We start from the raw sequence: 16,074 nt of genomic DNA on the forward strand, positions 1-16,074 counted from the left end.
TCCAGATACTTCCTTCAAAACATGGGCTCGAGCGGGGGCCCGGAGCCCGGTAGCCCAGCCTCGGGGCCGGGGCCGGGGCGTGGGGCCGGCTGCGGTGCCCCACCCCTCGGACCGGGGCTACCGCGCCTCGCAGATCTCCTTGATGTCCGCAATGCAGGGCTCATTCTGCAGGCTCGTGGTGTCGCCCAACGTGCTGCCCTCGAACAGCTGGGTCAGCAGACGCCGCATGATCTTGCCGGACCGGGTCTTGGGCACGTCCGGAACGAACACGATCTCGCGCGGCTTGGCGATCGGCCCGATCTGCGTCGCAACATGCGCTCGCAACTCGGCAGCAGCCGCAGCCTGCTCAACCGTCGGCTCGGCGGCCGTGGACGCAGCGATCAGCGACTTGTCTGCCGGCACCACAAACGCGGTTGCGGCGTGGCCGGTCTTCGCGTCAAACGTGGGGCATACGCCGGCCTCCACCACCGCCGGGTGCGAGACCAGGGCGGACTCGATTTCAATGGTGGACAAGCGGTGGCCGGAAATGTTGATCACGTCATCCGTGCGGCCTAGGATCCAGGTGTCGCCGTCGTCGTCGAAACGCGCGCCGTCGCCAGCCAGGAACCAGCCCTGGTCCGCGTACTTCTCCCAGTAGGAGGTGAAGTAGCGCTCCGGGTTGCCCCATACCGTCCGCGCCATCGAGGGCCCGGTCTTGGTGACCACGATGTTGCCCTGGACGTTCGCGCCCACGCGCGTACCGGCGTCGTCGACAATGTCAGTGGCAACGCCGGGCAAGGCGCGGGTGGCGCAGCCGGGCTTGAATGACGCGTCCGTCTGGCGCGGCGAGAGGATGGTCGCGCCGGTTTCGGACTGCCACCACGTATCCACCATGGGAACGCCCGACGCCGGATCCCCGGTCAGCGAATCGCGGCCAACCTGGCTGCGCAGCCAGCGCCATGCCTCGGGGTTCACGGCCTCGCCGACCGTGCCGCACAGGCGGATGGAGCTGAGGTCGTATTCGGCCGGGACGCCGTCCGGGAACCAGCCCATCAGGGAGCGGACCAGCGTGGGCGCGGTGTAGTAGCTGGTCACGCCGTAGCGCTGGATGATCTCGAAGTGGCGGCCCGGGTGCGGCGTGTTCGGCGTGCCCTCGAAGATGACCTGCGTGACACCGTTGGACAGCGGGCCGTAGATCTCGTAGGTATGCGCGGTGACCCAGGCCAGGTCCGCGGTGCACCAGTGGACGTCGCCGTCGCGCTGGGCCGGATCCGGGTTGCTGAACAGGTACTCGTGGCTGAAGGAGGCCTGCGTCAGGTAGCCGCCGGTGGTGTGGACCAGGCCTTTCGGCTGGCCGGTGGTGCCGGAGGTGTACATGATGAACAGCGGCGTCTCGGCGTCGAACGCCTCGGGCTCGTGGACCTCGGAGGCGGTGTCGACGACATCGTGCCACCAGACGTCACGGCCTTCCACCCAGTTGATGTCCGCATGGCCGGTCCGGTTGATCACCAGAACATGCTCGATCGCGTTGTCCCCGGCAACGGCTTCATCGGCGTTGGCCTTGACGGGAACGGCCTGGCCGCGGCGGAACTGGCCGTCGGTGGTGACCAGCAGCTTGGCGCGGGTGTCCTCGACGCGGAACTTCAGCGCCTCGGAGGAGAAGCCGCCGAAGACCAGCGAGTGCACGGCACCGATGCGGGCGCAGGCCAGCGTGATCACCACGGTCTCGACGATCACCGGCAGGTAGATGACCACGCGGTCGCCCTTGGTGATGCCCAAGGCCAGCAGCGCGTTGGCCGCCTTGGAGACCTCGCGCTGCAGGTCCGCGTACGTGACGGTGCGGCGGTCGCCCGGCTCGCCCTCGAAGTGCAGCGCCACCTTGGCGCCGCAGCCGGACTCCACATGGCGGTCGGCGCAGTTGTAGGCGGCGTTGAGCTTGCCGCCGTCGAACCAGCGCAGCTCCGGCCCGCGGCGCGCCTCGGTGTCCACAGGGGTGGCGGAGTGCGCAGTGTGCCAGGGCTCGGCCCAGTCCAGGCTCCGGGCGGCCGCCTCCCAGAACGCGATGCGCTCGGTCTCGGTCTGCGGCTCGGCCCAGGCGATGGCCGGGGTCTCCGGCGCGGGGGTCTGTCCGGCGGCGGTTTCGGCTACGTTTATGCCCATCGTTTTACTGCCCATTTCTCCGCGACTCCCAGGAGCGCGTCGGTTATCTTTCCAATGACGGCCAGCAGGACGATCGCCAGCAGCAACCGGTCCGTGCGGCCATTATTCTGTGAGTCCGTCAGCAGGAAGCCTAGTCCCATCGAGGACGCGATCAGTTCCGCTGCCACCAGGAACAGCCACGCCTGCGCCAGCGCGAGCCGAAGTCCGGAAAATACAGAAGGAACGACGGCGGGAAGCTGCACCGTGGTCAGCAGTTTCAGACCCTTGAGCCCGAAGGCCCGGCCGGCTTCCACCAGGTTGCGGTCCACGTGGCGCAGCGCCAGCGACACCGTGGTGAAGACGGGGAAGAAGGCGCCGATCAGAATCAGCGTGACCTTGGAGTCCTCGCCGATCTTCATCCACAGGATCAGCAGCGGCACCCACGCCAGGGACGGGACTGCACGCAGGGCGCCGATCAGCGGCGCCAGCAGGACATCGGCCCAGCGGGACAGGCCCACCAAGGCACCGAACGCCAGGCCCAGAGCGGCGCCGAAGGCGAAGCCGATCAGCACGCGCTGGGTCGAGATCGCAATATGCGTAGCCAGCTCGCCGCGCTGAATCAGGTCGGCCGCCGCCTCGAACACCATGGCCGGCGGCGGCAGCTGGACCACGCTGAAGAGGCCCGCGGATGTGCTCCACTGCCAGGCCGCGATGAGCGCGGCGGGAATGAGCAGTCCAAGGAACAGGCGCGCCCAGCCATGGTCCAGTACCCCGGCCGGGGACCATCCGTTTGCCGGGGAGCGGTCCTGTGAAGGACCTGCCGGACCCGGCTGGGCTGCGCCTGCGGTTGTTACCGTCACGCCAGTAGCCTCGAGGCCTTCTTTACTGGTGGCGATAACGCTGTTGCCGGTGGCTCCAGAATTCCCAATATGCGTCATCAGGATTCCCTGATGGCTGACGGGTCAGCCTTGAGCACCAGCGAGTCTACGAGCAGGGTATCGACGGCGTCGTCGATCTGCTTCTGGCTGGCCACGTCGCCGGTTTCGACGAAGGCCGGGCCGATCTTCTCCAGCACGGCGCGCTGCACCTCGCCCGGCGCCGGGTCGACGTCCAGGTTGCTGCGTTCGGTGATCACCGTGGTAGCCACCTCAAGATCCAGTCCGGCCACGTCGGCGAGGATCTGCGCGGTCTCTTCCGGGTTCTCGGCGGCCCAGGCACGCGCCTTCTCATACGCGTTGACCACGGTCTGTGCCAGTTCCGGCTCTTCTTCGAGGAAGGATTCGGTGGCGTTCAGGAAGCCGTAGGTGTTGAAGTCCAGGTTCCGGTAGAACAGCTCCGCGCCCTCCTGCTCGGCGCCGGCCATGATCGGATCCAGGCCGGACCACGCGTCCACGGAGCCGTTGTTCAGCGCGCTCCAGCCGTCGGCGTGCTGCAGGTTCTGCACGGTCACGTCCTCCGGGGTCAGCCCGGCTTCCTCGAGGGACTGCAGCAGGAAGAAGTACGGATCGGTGCCCTTGGTGGCGGCCACGGACTTGCCCTTGAGGTCCTCGACCTTCTCGATGCCGGACTCCGGCAGCGCCACCAGGGCGGACCACTCGGGCTGGGAGTAGAGGTCGATGGTCTTGATGGGCGAGCCGTTCGCACGGGCCAGCAGGGCGGCGGAACCAGCGGTGGAGCCAACATCGACGGCGCCCGAACGCAGTGCCTCGTTGGCCTTGTTGGACCCGGCGGACTGGATCCAGTTGACCTCCACGCCGTCCTCGGCCAGTGTGGCTTCGAGCCAGCCCTTTTCCTTGATGATCAGGCTCAACGGGTTGTAGGTGGCGAAGTCGATGTTCAGGACACCGTCGCCGGCGGCCCCTGCAGCGGCGGTGGCTTCGGAATCCTCGCCGGCCACGCAGCCGGTCAGGGCCAGGGAAGCGGAGGCGGCAACGGCGGCCGCGCCGAAGAGGGAACGGCGGGAAAAGCGGCTGGCAAGCGACATGATTGATCCTTCAAAAGTAGTGCGGAACAGGAGACGATCCGCGGAACACGGGTGTAACGGGCCACAACGGACCCGGCATAGCTCAGGAGAAAACAGGGGAGTACGACGGCGCTACCGGCCGCCGTACCAGCCGGACGGCGTTAGTGGCCGTCGACGCCGAGGCTGGCAAGCAGGGAGCTGCGCATTCGGGCCAGCTCCACGGAACCACGGTCACGCGGGCGGTCGCCGGGGACATCGACGGTACGCACAATGGTGGCGCCGTCGTGCTCTTTGCCGGTTTCCTTGCCCAGCACGATGATCCGGTCGGCCAGTTGCAGGGCCTCGTCGACGTCGTGCGTGACCAGCAGGACGGTGGTCGGTTCGGCGGTGTGGACGTTGAGCAGCAGGTCCTGCATCTTGATCCGGGTCAGCGCATCCAGTGCGCCGAAGGGCTCATCGAGCAGCAGCACGCCGGGGTTGCGGGCGAGGGCGCGGGCCAGCGAGGCGCGCTGGGCCATGCCGCCGGAGACCTCGCGCGGCCGGTGCTTGGCGAACTTGTCCAGCCCCACCAGTTCCAGCAGGCGGGCGACCTTGGACTTGCCCTGCTTCGCGGTTGTGCCTGTGGGCAGGCCGATGGCCACGTTGGCCTGCAGCGTGTGCCAGGGCAGCAGTCGAGGTTCCTGGAAGGCGAACGCGCAGCGCGAATCGATGCCCTGGACCGGCGTGCCGTCGATGTCCACGGAGCCCGCGCTGGGGGCGTCGAGCCCGGCCGCGGCGCGCAGCAGCGTGGACTTGCCGCAGCCGCTGGGGCCGAGGATGGCGAGGACTTCACCGCGCCGGACGTCGAAGTTGATGTCGCGGAGCACGGTGTGGGCGGCGTTCCCGGTGCCGAAGGTGCGGCGCAGCGCGCGGAAGGAAACCGGCAAGGCCGAGGCATGGTGGGCCGGGTCGACGCTGCTGGAAGGGGCCGCCGGCCGCGCGGACGGGATTACTGCAGTCATGAGATCACTCCATCGATCCTGGCAGTAGCACCCTACGGATCAAGCCTTGCGGCGCAGCTTTCGCTTAGCCGTTCCCGTGGCTTGTCACCTCGTTATCGCGGGGAACCAGGGGAGGTTTCCAACGACCAGGGTTGCTGCGGCTTCATCGATCCAGGTCTCTCGGCCGCTCGGGATGGTCAACGCCAACTAAACTGCACGAAAGGCCCATTCGGCAAGGCGGCTGTAACAATCCCGCGTAATAAAGCCGTGCCGGAAAGGGCGATCACCCACCGTCTGCCGGCAGTTTGGCCGCCTAGCCCCTGTCCGGATTGGGCTCTAACCGCCGCGCAGATTGCCCTAACCGCCGTCCACTGTGCAGATAATGCCCTTTCCCGGCGGGCAAAAGGGCATTATCTGCACAGTCAGCGGGAGGCAGCCGAGCAGATTACCGGGGAGGCTACTTCCTGAGGCGCTTGGTGGCGAGGTCCGCGCCCTGGCCCAGCGCCTCCAGCTTGGCGATGGCGATCTGCGGGTGCACGCGCCCGCCCAGGCCGCAGTCGGTGGAGGCGATGACGTTTTCGCGGCCCACCAGGCGGGCGAAGCGCTCAATCCGGTCCGCCACCAGTTCGGGATGCTCGACGACGTTGGTCGCATGGGAGACCACGCCCGGAATGATGGACTTGCCCTCGGGCAGCTTGGTGTCTTCCCAGATGCGCCACTCGTGCTCGTGCCGGACGTTGGCGGCCTCGAAGGAGTACGCGCCGGCGTCGATCTGCAGCACCGAATCGATGATGTCCGCGAACGGGATGTCGGTGGTGTGCGGGCCATGCCAGGAGCCCCAGCAGACGTGCAGCCGGATCTGCTCCTGCGGCAGGTCGCGCAGCGCCCAGTTGGTGGCCTCGACGCGCAGCTGGATGAACTTCAGGTAGTCCTCCAGGCTGGGCTCCGGGTTGATCTGATCCCAGCTCTCCGCCAGGGACGGGTCATCGAGCTGGACCGTCAGGCCAGCGTCGATAATAGCTTTGTATTCCTCACGCATGGCATCGGCGCAGGCGTACAGCAGCTCTTCGTCCGTCTTGTAGTACTCGTTGGCCACGCGCGCGCAGGAACCCGGGGACAGCGCGGCCACGAAACCTTCGGACAGCCCGGCGGCGTCGAGGCCCTTCTTCAGGTTGGTCACGTCCGACTTCACCATGTCATGCCCGGTGTAGGTCAGCGGGCCGGCGATCTTCGGCTGCGTGACGGACTTGCGGTGCGCCAGGATGCCCGACGACGGATCGTTGTAGGCGTCGTTGAACTTCTGCCGGTCGCGGCGGTCCGGGAAGGACGTCAGCACAATGTTGCCGGGCGAGGAGCGGCGCACTTCGGCATCGGCCCAGCGGTCCACATTGGTCGGTTCGAGTCCGCCCAGGCGCGCGAAGGAGTAGTTCCACCAGGCGCCGTAATCAACGGAGCTGGCCATGGCATGCCCGTACTCGCCGTCGTTCGGTATATCGATGCCCAGGTTCCGCTGGCGGGCGACGACGTCGATCACCGACTTCTCGAGCAGGTCCAGGAATTCCGGGGTAATTCCGTTGGCTTCCTTCGACTCGTTGGCGGCCAGCAGCTCGGGCGTCCTGGGTAATGAACCGGCGTGGGTGACGCGGATGTGGTCGGTGTTTGAGGACATGGTGGAGTTCCTTTCCATCGGTCCTGGCAGTAGCACCGTTGCCCGTGTTCAGCCTGATGGCTTGTTCAAGGGGGCGGGTTGCTGCGGCTTCATTGATCCAGGTCTCTCGGCCGCTCGGGATGGGTCCTTCCACTAAATGGCATTTCGAGTTGCCGGCGCAAGTCCGCCAACCGCGCCCCGCCATTCCCGAGTGAATGTGACGCAGGTAGGCTGGCGGCATGGCGCATCAGAATGATCCCGAAGTCATCAAGCGGCTGCTGAGCACCCCGGCGCGCTGGGCCGTGGTAGGCCTCTCCAACAATCCCCGCCGCGTGGCGCTGAGCGTGTCGCGCTACATGATGGACCGGCTGGGCATGGAGATCATTCCGGTCAGCCTCAAGGGCGACGACGTCCACGGGCAAAAGGGGTACAAGAAGCTGGCGGAGATCCCGGGCGAGATCGACGTCGTGAACTGCTTTGTGAACTCGCAGAAGGTCGGTCCCGTGGTGGACCAGGCGATCGAGGTCGGCGCGAAGGCCGTGTGGCTGCAGCTCGGTGTGATCGATGAAGCCGCGGCGGAACGGGCCAAGGCCGCCGGGCTGGACGTTGTCATGGACACCTGCCCGAAGATCGAGGCGCCGTACCTCGGCCTGTAGCGGTGGGCCTGCAGCCGGGCCTGTGTAGCTGCCGGGCGTAGCGGTGCCCGCATTCACATAACTTCATTTTTGTTTGGGGGAGCCTGGCTCCTCGGCATACTGAACTCCAAGATCAAGAGTCCCAACGACAAGCTCTGGCTGGTTGGGCGGCAACCCTCTCCCGTAGTGGGGTGCCCCAGATGAGGATCTGGCCGTGCACAAACCGTGTCCGGCAAGTACGGCCCCCTCCCGGCTGCGTCCCCTTCTTTTGGATTGTTGCGCGCCGCAGGCAGGTGGGAGCCTCTGCCCAAGGAGCACCTCATGACCGACAACGCATTCTCCAAGGCCGCCGCCAAGTACCGGCCGATCTTCGCACGCATCGCCACCGGTGCACTGGACCGTGAACAGGCCCGGGAACTGCCGTTCGAGCAGATCGGTTGGCTGAAGGAAGCCGGCTTCGGCGCCGCGCGCATCCCCACGGAATTCGGCGGGGACGGCCTGAGCTGGGAAGAATTCACCCAGCTGCTCATCGAGCTCGCCGCCGCGGACAGCAACATTCCGCAGGCCCTGCGCGCGCACATCGCTTTGACGGAGGAACACCTTTACCACCATCACCGCGAAGATCGCAGCGTCTGGCTGCAGCGGTTCGCCAACGGCCAGCTGGCCGGCAACGCGTGGACCGAGCCCGGCGCCGGCGGCACGGGCACCGTGCTGGACGAAGCCGGCGGCAAGCTGGTGCTGAACGGGCGCAAGTTCTACACCACCGGCACCATCTTCGCCGACTGGATCGATGTGACGGCCAAGCGCCCGGACGGTTCGGACGTCTCCGTCATCCTCTCCACCAAGACCGCTGGCGTGGAGACCTTCGACGACTGGGACGGCTTCGGCCAGCGGCTTACAGGCAGCGGGACCACGGTGTTCACCGACGCCGAAGTGGACCCGGCCAACGTCTCGGCCTTCGCCGATCGCTTCCCCTACCAGACGGCCCTCTACCAGCACATCCTGCTGGTCAGCCTGGCCGGCATCGCCAAGGCCGTGGTCACCGACGTCGCCGCGAACGTCCGCGAGCGGAAGCGCGTCTTCGGCCACGGCAACGCCCCGCTGGTGCGTAACGACGCCCAGATCCTGCAGGTTGTCGGCGAAATCAGCGCCAAGGCCTACGCCGCGGAAGCCACCACCCTGCGCGTGGCCCAGAGCCTCGACCGGGTCTTCGCTTCAAGATTGCAAAACGACGACGCCGAAAAGGCGGCCAACATCGCCGTCGAACTTGAATCCGGCCAGGCGCAGATTGTGCTGAGCAATCTGGTGCCCGACGCGGCGGGAGCCCTGTTCAATGTGCTGGGTGCATCCTCGACCAGCACGGGCAAGGCGCTGGACCGCCACTGGCGCAATGCCCGCACCGTGGCCACGCACAACCCGTTCATCTACAAGTCGCGGATCGTCGGCGACTGGGAGGTCAACGCTACGGAGCCGCCCTATGTCTGGACCATTGGTGTCGCCGGCGCCGATGCGGAACGCCAAACCGCAGCAGTCTAGCCGTTCCGTGTGGGGCCGGTTACGGCATGTGACGACCGCTTTTTCGCGGACCGGTGACTGGTCCCACACTGAACGTGTAACCATCCCGAGCGGCTGAGAGACCTGGCTCTATGACGCCGCAGCAACCCTGGTCACGACGAATCTCCCTGGATTCGCGCTGATAACAAGGAACTTGTCGAGGGCTGCGCCGAACTAGCGCAGTAAGACCTGTTCCGTAGGGTGCTACTGCCAGGACCGATGGAGTAAGCGCCTCAACCGGTCCCTCCCACTGCCTTCTGCCGTGGTCCGATCGGATGTGCGCTGCATCTTCTCGGCTGACGCCAAAGGAGAGACAGTAATGAGCACCACCGTAAACCCTTCCCCGCCTAAGAAAATGACTACGAAGGTCGCCGTCGCCAGCTTCATCGGCACGACGATCGAAGGCTATGACTTTGTCCTGTACGGGCTCGCAGCGGCCACCGTTTTCGGGCCATTGTTCTTCGCCCCGGCCGAACCACTGGTCGGCACCATCGCCGCCTTTGCGACTTACGCTGTCGGCTTCGTCGCCCGTCCGGTCGGCGGGATTCTCGGCGGCCACTTCGGCGACCGGATCGGTCGCAAGACTGTGCTGGTTGCCTCGCTGCTGCTGACCGGTCTGGCCACCACCGCCATCGGTCTGCTGCCGGTCTACGCACAGATCGGCTGGGTCGCCCCCGTACTGTTGCTGCTGCTGCGTGTTCTCCAGGGCATCGGTTACGGGGCCGAATGGGCCGGTGCGGCCCTGATGACGGTGGAGCACGCCAAACCGAAGCGCCGCGGACTGACCAGCAGCGCCACACAGCTGGGGCCGACCTCCGGCATGCTGCTGGCCACGGGCGTGCTGCTGGTGCTGGAGAACTCCATGACCAACGAACAGTTCCTGGCCTGGGGCTGGCGGATCCCCTTCGTGGCCAGCTTGTTGCTGGTTGCCGTCGGACTGGTGATCCGGTTGTCCGTTGAAGACAGCGCAGAGTTCAAGCGTGTACAGCAGGTGGAAAAGGTTGCTGACCGCCCGGTGCTGGAGAGCATCAAGACCCACCCACGGCAGGTTGTGCTCACTACTGGCCTCCGCATCGCGCAGAATGCCTTCTACTACGTCTACACCGTCTTCATCCTGACGTACCTGACCCAGGTCTCCGGAACGGACCGCAATACCGGCCTGGCTGCCGTGCTGATCGCGTCCGCGCTGGGCCTGGTCACCGTCCCGCTGTGGGGCTGGCTGTCGGATGTCATCGGCCGGCGCAGGGTCTACCTCTTCGGGGCAGTCAGCAGCGCCGTGGCCGTCATCCCGTTCTTCTGGCTGCTCGATAGCGGTGTGTTCTTCCTGATCGTCCTCGGCGTGGTGTTCGGCCTGAACGTCGGACATGACGCCATGTACGGTCCGCAGGCGGCGTTCTTCTCCGAGCTGTTCAGCACACGCGTCCGGTTCAGCGGGGTCTCCCTCGGCTACCAACTCGGCTCGGTACTCGGCGGCGGCCTGGCACCCCTGGTGGCGACGGCTCTGCTGGCAGCCGGCGGCGGGAATCCGGTCTGGGTCATCGTGTACTTCCTCGGCGTCTCAGCCATCACCATCATCGCCACGCTCAAGGCTCCCGAGACCAAGGACCGACCATTGTCCGGGAACGACCAGGCGGATGCGAAGCCGGAGCTCGTCTCCGCTTCCTGACCCGAGCCGGGACCCGGCAACCGCACTTTCAAAGAAAGGGGCCCGTTTTGGCCACCGAGAGTACGCGTTACCCGCAGGGGCGTCCCCGCCTGCTGCTGAGCGCCTTCGTCATGAACACCAACAGCCATATCATGGGCGGACAATGGCGGCATCCGCAGGCGCAGCAGCACCGCTTCAATGACCTGCAGCTGTGGACGGACCTGGCCCGGCAGCTGGAGGAAGCGAAGTTCGACGCCTTGTTCTTCGCCGACGTCGTCGGTCTTTACGGCGACGACGACGGCGGATGGGCCTCGCACATCCGGCGCGGCCTGCAGGTGCCGGCCAACGATCCTCTCATCCTGCTGGGCGCGCTTGCCGGCGCAACCCGGGAGATCGGGCTGGCGGCGACCTCATCGGTGATCCAGAGCCATCCGTTCCAGTTCGCGCGGCAGATGTCCACCCTGGACCACATCTCCAACGGTCGCGCAGCCTGGAACATTGTGACCAGCGCCTTGGATAATGCGCACCGGAACTTTGGCGGCGGCGGCCTGGCCGCGCACGAAGACCGGTACGCCTGGGCCGAAGAGTACGTCTCCGCGGTCTACAAACTGTGGGAAGGCTCCTGGGATGACGGCGCGCTGGTCCAGGACAAGGCGTCCGGAGTCCACGCGGATCCGGAAAAGGTCCATAAGATCTACCACCGCGGCGAACGGTATTCGATCGATGGACCGCACCTGTCTTCGCCGTCGCCCCAGCGGACCCCGGTGCTGTTCCAGGCAGGGAGCTCGGGCCGCGGCCAGCAGTTCTGCGCCGCCAATGCCGAGGCGACCTTCATGCTGGCGGCGCATCCCGAAGCCGCCGCCACATATACCGCAGCCGTGCGGAGCCAGACGGTTGCGGCCGGGCGCAGGGCCGAGGACCTGAAGTTCTTCCAGGGGCTGCATTTCATCGTCGGCGGCACCGAGGCGGAGGCGGACCGTAAAGAAGCCGAGCTGGACGAATACCTGGACTCCGGAGCGATGATCGCCCACATCGCCGGCGGTCTCGGCGTAGATCTGGGCGGACTGGATCCGGACACGCCGCTGGGCGATTTCCAGACGGAAGGCACGCAGGGACACCTGGAGAGCCTGCGCAAATCGGTCCCCGGAGGCAACCCGACCTTGCGCGATATCGCCAACTTCCGCGGGCGGGCCCACCGGGTCAAGGGAACCCCGGAACAGATTGCCGACCGGCTGGAGCAGTGGCAGGACGCCGGCGTGGACGGCATCAACATCATCAACCAGATCCTGCCCGGTTCCTACACGGACTTCATCGACGGAGTGCTGCCGGAACTGCGCAGCAGGGGACTGGCGCAGACAGAGTACGCGCGGGGAAGCTTCCGGGAAAAGCTGTTCGGCGGCGGCGAGGGCTACAACGGGTCGCAGCTCAACGACCGGCACCCCGCACGTCAGTACCGCGGCGCCTTCGATGAATTCTCAGCCGCAGCACAGAACAAGGTTTTGGAAGGAAGACGATGACGGAAACTATCGCGAACGAGTGCACCGAGACCGCGGAAGCAACTTACGGGCGGTTGGCCGGCCGCTTTCGGCCGGTCTTCGAGCGGATCGCCCAGGGGGCACTGGACCGGGAACTGAACAGGATTCTGCCGTTCGAACAAGTTGCGTGGCTGAACGCGGCAGGCTTCGGGAAACTGCGGGTGCCGCTGGAGCATGGCGGCGACGGTGTCTCCTTCGAGCACTTCTTCCGCCTCCTGATCGAACTTGCGGCGGCGGACTCCAGCGTCGCCCACCTGTACCGCTCACACTTCGCCTTCGTCGAGACGGTTGGCCTGGAAGGCGAGGCGTTTGCCCGCCGCTGGTATCCGCGCATTGTGGCCGGCGAGATCTTCGGCAACGCGGCCACGGAGAAGGCCGGAAACGCGCTGGGCACCACGAACACCAAGCTGGTCAGGGACGGCGGGAGATGGCTGCTCAACGGTGAAAAGTACTACACCACCGGCAGCATCTTCGCGGAGTGGATCGCGGTCATGGCCAGTACCGACGGTATCGAGGGGCGGCAGTACGCCGTCGTCAATACCAAGCAGGCGGGCGTGGAGATCGTTGACGACTGGGATGGCTTCGGCCAGCAGCTGACCGGGACGGGGACAACCTACTTCCGCGATGCCGTGGTGGAGCCGGCCGACGTTATCGAACGCAAGCCGTCGAGCACGCACGAACCGGCATTCTTCCAGCTGGTGCTGCTCGCCGTACTGGCAGGGATTGGCAATGCGGCGCTCGCGGACGCGAAGATCCTGGTGCGGAACCGCAAGCGGACCTTTAACACCGGAACCGGCGAACTGTTCCGCAATGACCCACTGATCCTTCAGCTTGTCGGCCAACTGTCGGCCAAAGCATTCGCCGCCGAATCGGTGGTCCTGACCGCGGCACGGGAACTGGATGCCGCGGCAGACAAGTCCCTCCCGCTCGACGACGTTCAGCGTTACATCCGCGGGGAAGCTGCTGTGGAGAAGGCGCAGATCGTTGTTCCGGAGCTGGTTCTTGAGGCCACCGGGCAGCTGTTTGACGTCACGGGAGCCAGCGCGACGTCCAGGGGCAAAGCGCTGGACCGCCATTGGCGCAACGCTCGGACCGTAGCCACGCACAATCCCACCGTCTTCAAGGCGCGGACCATTGGCGACTATGAGGTCAACGGCACCACGCCCGAGGGACTGCACAGCATCGGTGATGCGCCGGCCAAGTCCTGAACGGGGATGCCAACGGCAGTCGCGGACGGCGGGTGCGCGAACAGCAGTCGGGTGATTACCCGGTATGACGTAGGAATTTCACGCCCGCCGCCGGACTGCGGTGGAATAGACAAGTAACCATCCAGAGCGGCTGAGAGACCTGGCTCGTTGACGCCGCAGCAACCCCCTCTTTGAGGAAGGTGCTACCGCCAGGACCGATGGAGATCCAAAATTCTTTCGGTAGCCGCCGCGGCATTCGTCAGCGACCTCAGCTACCGGTGTATGGGCTCTTCACGGTCATGAAGGAGTCTGAAATGACATTGGTACCCGCCGCCAGGCAAATCCGCTTCAACGCCTTCGACATGAACTGCGTTGGACACCAGTCGCCCGGTCTCTGGCGCCATCCCCAGGACAAGTCCGCCGACTACAAGACCATCGGTTACTGGACGCACCTGGCCAAAGTGCTGGAAGAGGGCCTCTTCGACGGCCTCTTCATCGCCGACGTGCTGGGCACCTACGACGTGTTCGGCGGCTCCAACGAAGTCACGCTCCGCGCGGGTACCCAGGTCCCGGTCAACGATCCGTTCATGCTGGTTTCGGCCATGGCCGCAGTGACCGAGAACCTCGGTTTCGGCCTCACCGCCGGCACCGCCTACGAGCATCCGTACCCCTTCGCCCGCCGGCTGGCCACATTGGACCACTTGACCAACGGCCGCGTCGGCTGGAACGTCGTCACGGGTTACCTCCCCTCCGCCGCGCGCAACATGGGCCAAACGGACCAGATGGAGCATGACGAGCGGTACGCCCACGCCGACGAGTACCTTGAGGTGGTTTACAAGCTGCTCGAAGGCTCCTGGGAAGAAGACGCCGTGGTCAAGGATCGGGAAGCCGGTGTTTTTGTGGATCCGGCCAAGGTGCACGAGATTGGGCACGAGGGCAAGTACTTCAAGGTCCCGGGCATTGCCATTACCGAGCCGAGCCCGCAGCGCACCCCGGTGATCTTCCAAGCCGGCGCGTCCAAGCGTGGAACCGAGTTCGCGGCAACGAATGCCGAAGCCGTTTTCGTCACGTGCCCGACCAAGGAAATGCTGGCCGCCTCGGTTAAGAAGATCCGCGATGCGGTGGAGGCAGCCGGCCGCGGCCGCTACGACGTTCGCATCTACGCGATGCAGACCGTTGTGACCGGTCCGGACAGCGCCACCGCGCAGGCCAAGTTCGAGGACTACAAGTCCTACGCCGACGTCAACGGTGCGCTGGCGCTGATTTCGGGTTGGATGGGCGTGGACCTGTCCAGCTACGGGCCGGACGACGTGATCGGCGAGAACGTGAAGTCCAACGCCATCCAGTCCTCCGTGGAGACGTTCCAGAAGGCCTCCGGCTGCGACGGCAAGCCATGGACCATCCGGCAGTTGGCCGAGTGGGTCGGCGTCGGCGGCTTTGGCCCGATCACCGTTGGGTCCGGCGAAGAAGTTGCCCAAAAGCTCATCGAGTGGGTGGACGAGACCGATGTGGACGGCTTCAACCTGGCCTACGCCATCACACCGGGCACCTTTGAGGACATCGTCGAATTCGTCGTTCCGGAACTGCAGAAGCGCGGCGCCTACCCGACTAAGTACACGGAGGGAACACTGCGCAACAAAATGTTCGGCAAGGGCGACCGGCTGCCTGAGCAGCACCGCGGCGCCGGCTACCGCCTCGGCGCAGCCGTCTCCGCGTCCTGACCCAGTCGGGAAGGATGTCCTGACTCAGGCCAGGGGCGGCGTTAGGAAACCGGTCAACATAGGCCCGGCACGTGCCCGCTACATTTTGGCGTAGCGGGCACGTGCGCCCAAGTACAGTCCGTAGCAGATGAGGCCGAGGGCCACCACAATCAGCGCGGCGTCGCCGAAGGGCTGTTCCTGCAGCGCCTTCAGTGCGCCGTCGAGGCCCTTGGCTTCCTCCGCATCCTGGTGGAACGCCGCGACCGAGAAAAGAATGCCAAGCACCAGCAGCGCTGCCCCCTTGCCCACGTAGCCGAAAGAGCCAGCCCAGCTGATGGCGATCCTCGCGCCGCCCGGCGGCAGGGTTTTCAGATCGTCCAGAAACTTCTGCGTGATGCCCTTGTAGATGTAGAAGGCTCCCGCGATGGCGATGCCCGCGCCGATCAGGAAAAGCACCAGCGCGCCGCCGGGGAAAGCCATCAACTGGGCGCTGGCGTCCTGCGACGATTGGCTGCTGTCGCTCTTGCCGCCAAGGGCATAGCTGCCGAACGCGAAGCCAATGACGGCGAAGACGATGGCCAGGCAGGCGGCCTTGAACCGTTTGCCCCACTTCTTCTTGGTTTCAAGCTCGCGGTAGCCAAACGCGGCATCGGCGAGCTGCCACAATGCCAGAGCGGCGCAGGCAATCAGCCCGGCCCACAGCAGGAATGCCCCGCCCGGAGTGCTGGCGAGCTGGGAGAGCGCCCCGGCTTGGTCTGCTTCCCCCGATGTTCCGAGGCCAAGTTGTAGGGCAATAAAGCCGATCAGCAAATGAATCAGCCCGTTGGCGGCCCAGCCAAAGCGGGCCACCACTTCCAAAGTCTTCGACTCCGAGGCTTCCTCAGCACCGTCTTTCGCCCTTTTCGCCTGGTGCTTCGCCTTCTCCACTTCGCCGCTCATGCGCCGCACCTCCGTCTGCCTCGTACCGCCAAAGGCGACTCTTCCCCATAGGGGCGTGCCGCCGTCGTACTCTTGAATCCATCCTCCCACCAAAGACTTGGACGGGACTTGGAAAGCCGGACTTCTCCACAGGCGGATCGCCGCTCTTCCTGACTTCGGGTGCCAGCGGT

At 65.7% G+C, this 16,074-nt stretch carries 12 protein-coding genes and 4 riboswitches; of the genes, 6 read left to right on the forward strand and 6 right to left on the reverse strand.

The window, feature by feature from the left end; all coding sequences use genetic code 11:
• Positions 1–117: 117 nt before the first annotated feature.
• The 5 genes from acs to AC5RWO_RS20520 form a co-directional block, all read right to left on the reverse strand.
• The gene (acs, locus tag AC5RWO_RS20500) at positions 118–2,154 is read right to left on the reverse strand and encodes an acetate--CoA ligase (protein WP_498733651.1); all 2,037 of its coding nucleotides are present in this window, start codon (positions 2,152–2,154) and stop codon (positions 118–120) included.
• Positions 2,130–3,056: an ABC transporter permease gene (locus AC5RWO_RS20505; RefSeq protein WP_498733652.1), complete on the reverse strand. Its 927-nt coding sequence runs from the start codon at positions 3,054–3,056 to the stop codon at positions 2,130–2,132. The genes acs and AC5RWO_RS20505 overlap by 25 nt, the downstream gene beginning before the upstream one ends.
• Entirely contained in the window at positions 3,056–4,102 is a 1,047-nt protein-coding gene (locus AC5RWO_RS20510) for an aliphatic sulfonate ABC transporter substrate-binding protein (RefSeq protein ID WP_498733654.1), read from the reverse strand. The genes AC5RWO_RS20505 and AC5RWO_RS20510 overlap by 1 nt, the downstream gene beginning before the upstream one ends.
• 140 nt (positions 4,103–4,242) lie before the next feature.
• Positions 4,243–5,082 carry an ABC transporter ATP-binding protein gene (locus AC5RWO_RS20515; RefSeq protein ID WP_498733656.1) on the reverse strand — a complete coding sequence of 280 codons (840 nt, stop codon included), beginning with the start codon at positions 5,080–5,082 and terminating at the stop codon, positions 4,243–4,245.
• A 436-nt stretch (positions 5,083–5,518) separates the two neighbouring features.
• On the reverse strand, positions 5,519–6,730 hold the full coding sequence (locus tag AC5RWO_RS20520; RefSeq protein ID WP_498733658.1) for a cobalamin-independent methionine synthase II family protein: 1,212 nt from the start codon (positions 6,728–6,730) through the stop codon (positions 5,519–5,521).
• Positions 6,731–6,741: 11 nt separating this feature from the next.
• A riboswitch (SAM riboswitch) is annotated at positions 6,742–6,856 on the reverse strand.
• 92 nt (positions 6,857–6,948) lie between these two features.
• Between AC5RWO_RS20520 and AC5RWO_RS20525 the strand changes: the two genes are divergently transcribed.
• The 6 genes from AC5RWO_RS20525 to AC5RWO_RS20550 all read left to right on the forward strand — a co-directional run bounded on the left by AC5RWO_RS20525 (position 6,949) and on the right by AC5RWO_RS20550 (position 14,986).
• Positions 6,949–7,365 (forward strand): CoA-binding protein, encoded by a 417-nt coding sequence (locus AC5RWO_RS20525; protein WP_264667624.1) that lies wholly within the window; start codon positions 6,949–6,951, stop codon positions 7,363–7,365.
• A gap of 110 nt (positions 7,366–7,475) precedes the next feature.
• Positions 7,476–7,589: riboswitch (SAM riboswitch) on the forward strand.
• A gap of 76 nt (positions 7,590–7,665) precedes the next feature.
• Positions 7,666–8,880: an acyl-CoA dehydrogenase family protein gene (locus AC5RWO_RS20530; protein WP_498733660.1), complete on the forward strand. Its 1,215-nt coding sequence runs from the start codon at positions 7,666–7,668 to the stop codon at positions 8,878–8,880.
• A 77-nt stretch (positions 8,881–8,957) separates the two neighbouring features.
• Positions 8,958–9,124, forward strand: a riboswitch (SAM riboswitch).
• Between the two features lie 93 nt (positions 9,125–9,217).
• Complete coding sequence (locus AC5RWO_RS20535; protein WP_498733662.1) at positions 9,218–10,564, forward strand: MFS transporter; 1,347 nt, start codon at positions 9,218–9,220, stop codon at positions 10,562–10,564.
• 47 nt (positions 10,565–10,611) lie between these two features.
• Positions 10,612–12,060 (forward strand): LLM class flavin-dependent oxidoreductase, encoded by a 1,449-nt coding sequence (locus tag AC5RWO_RS20540; RefSeq protein WP_498733665.1) that lies wholly within the window; start codon positions 10,612–10,614, stop codon positions 12,058–12,060.
• Positions 12,057–13,286: an acyl-CoA dehydrogenase family protein gene (locus AC5RWO_RS20545; RefSeq protein ID WP_498733666.1), complete on the forward strand. Its 1,230-nt coding sequence runs from the start codon at positions 12,057–12,059 to the stop codon at positions 13,284–13,286. The genes AC5RWO_RS20540 and AC5RWO_RS20545 overlap by 4 nt, the downstream gene beginning before the upstream one ends.
• A gap of 114 nt (positions 13,287–13,400) precedes the next feature.
• Positions 13,401–13,490: riboswitch (SAM riboswitch) on the forward strand.
• Between the two features lie 89 nt (positions 13,491–13,579).
• Entirely contained in the window at positions 13,580–14,986 is a 1,407-nt protein-coding gene (locus AC5RWO_RS20550) for an LLM class flavin-dependent oxidoreductase (RefSeq protein ID WP_498733668.1), read from the forward strand.
• 78 nt (positions 14,987–15,064) lie between these two features.
• Here the strand turns inward: AC5RWO_RS20550 and AC5RWO_RS20555 are convergent, their stop codons facing one another.
• A complete protein-coding gene (locus AC5RWO_RS20555) occupies positions 15,065–15,904 on the reverse strand; it encodes a DUF1206 domain-containing protein (protein WP_498733670.1) in 840 nt (279 codons plus the stop codon).
• Between the last annotated feature and the right edge of the window lie 170 nt (positions 15,905–16,074).

The organism is Arthrobacter sp. B055-34 (assembly GCF_059090425.1).

Excerpts from the sequence above, each read along its gene's own strand:
- acs (WP_498733651.1), bottom strand. The coding sequence starts at position 2,154 with ATGGGCAGTAAAACGATGGGCATAAACGTAGCCGAAACCGCCGCCGGA.
- AC5RWO_RS20505 (WP_498733652.1), bottom strand. The coding sequence starts at position 3,056 with ATGACGCATATTGGGAATTCTGGAGCCACCGGCAACAGCGTTATCGCC.
- AC5RWO_RS20510 (WP_498733654.1), bottom strand. The coding sequence starts at position 4,102 with ATGTCGCTTGCCAGCCGCTTTTCCCGCCGTTCCCTCTTCGGCGCGGCC.
- AC5RWO_RS20515 (WP_498733656.1), bottom strand. The coding sequence starts at position 5,082 with ATGACTGCAGTAATCCCGTCCGCGCGGCCGGCGGCCCCTTCCAGCAGC.
- AC5RWO_RS20520 (WP_498733658.1), bottom strand. The coding sequence starts at position 6,730 with ATGTCCTCAAACACCGACCACATCCGCGTCACCCACGCCGGTTCATTA.
- AC5RWO_RS20525 (WP_264667624.1), top strand. The coding sequence starts at position 6,949 with ATGGCGCATCAGAATGATCCCGAAGTCATCAAGCGGCTGCTGAGCACC.
- AC5RWO_RS20530 (WP_498733660.1), top strand. The coding sequence starts at position 7,666 with ATGACCGACAACGCATTCTCCAAGGCCGCCGCCAAGTACCGGCCGATC.
- AC5RWO_RS20535 (WP_498733662.1), top strand. The coding sequence starts at position 9,218 with ATGAGCACCACCGTAAACCCTTCCCCGCCTAAGAAAATGACTACGAAG.
- AC5RWO_RS20545 (WP_498733666.1), top strand. The coding sequence starts at position 12,057 with ATGACGGAAACTATCGCGAACGAGTGCACCGAGACCGCGGAAGCAACT.
- AC5RWO_RS20550 (WP_498733668.1), top strand. The coding sequence starts at position 13,580 with ATGACATTGGTACCCGCCGCCAGGCAAATCCGCTTCAACGCCTTCGAC.
- AC5RWO_RS20555 (WP_498733670.1), bottom strand. The coding sequence starts at position 15,904 with ATGAGCGGCGAAGTGGAGAAGGCGAAGCACCAGGCGAAAAGGGCGAAA.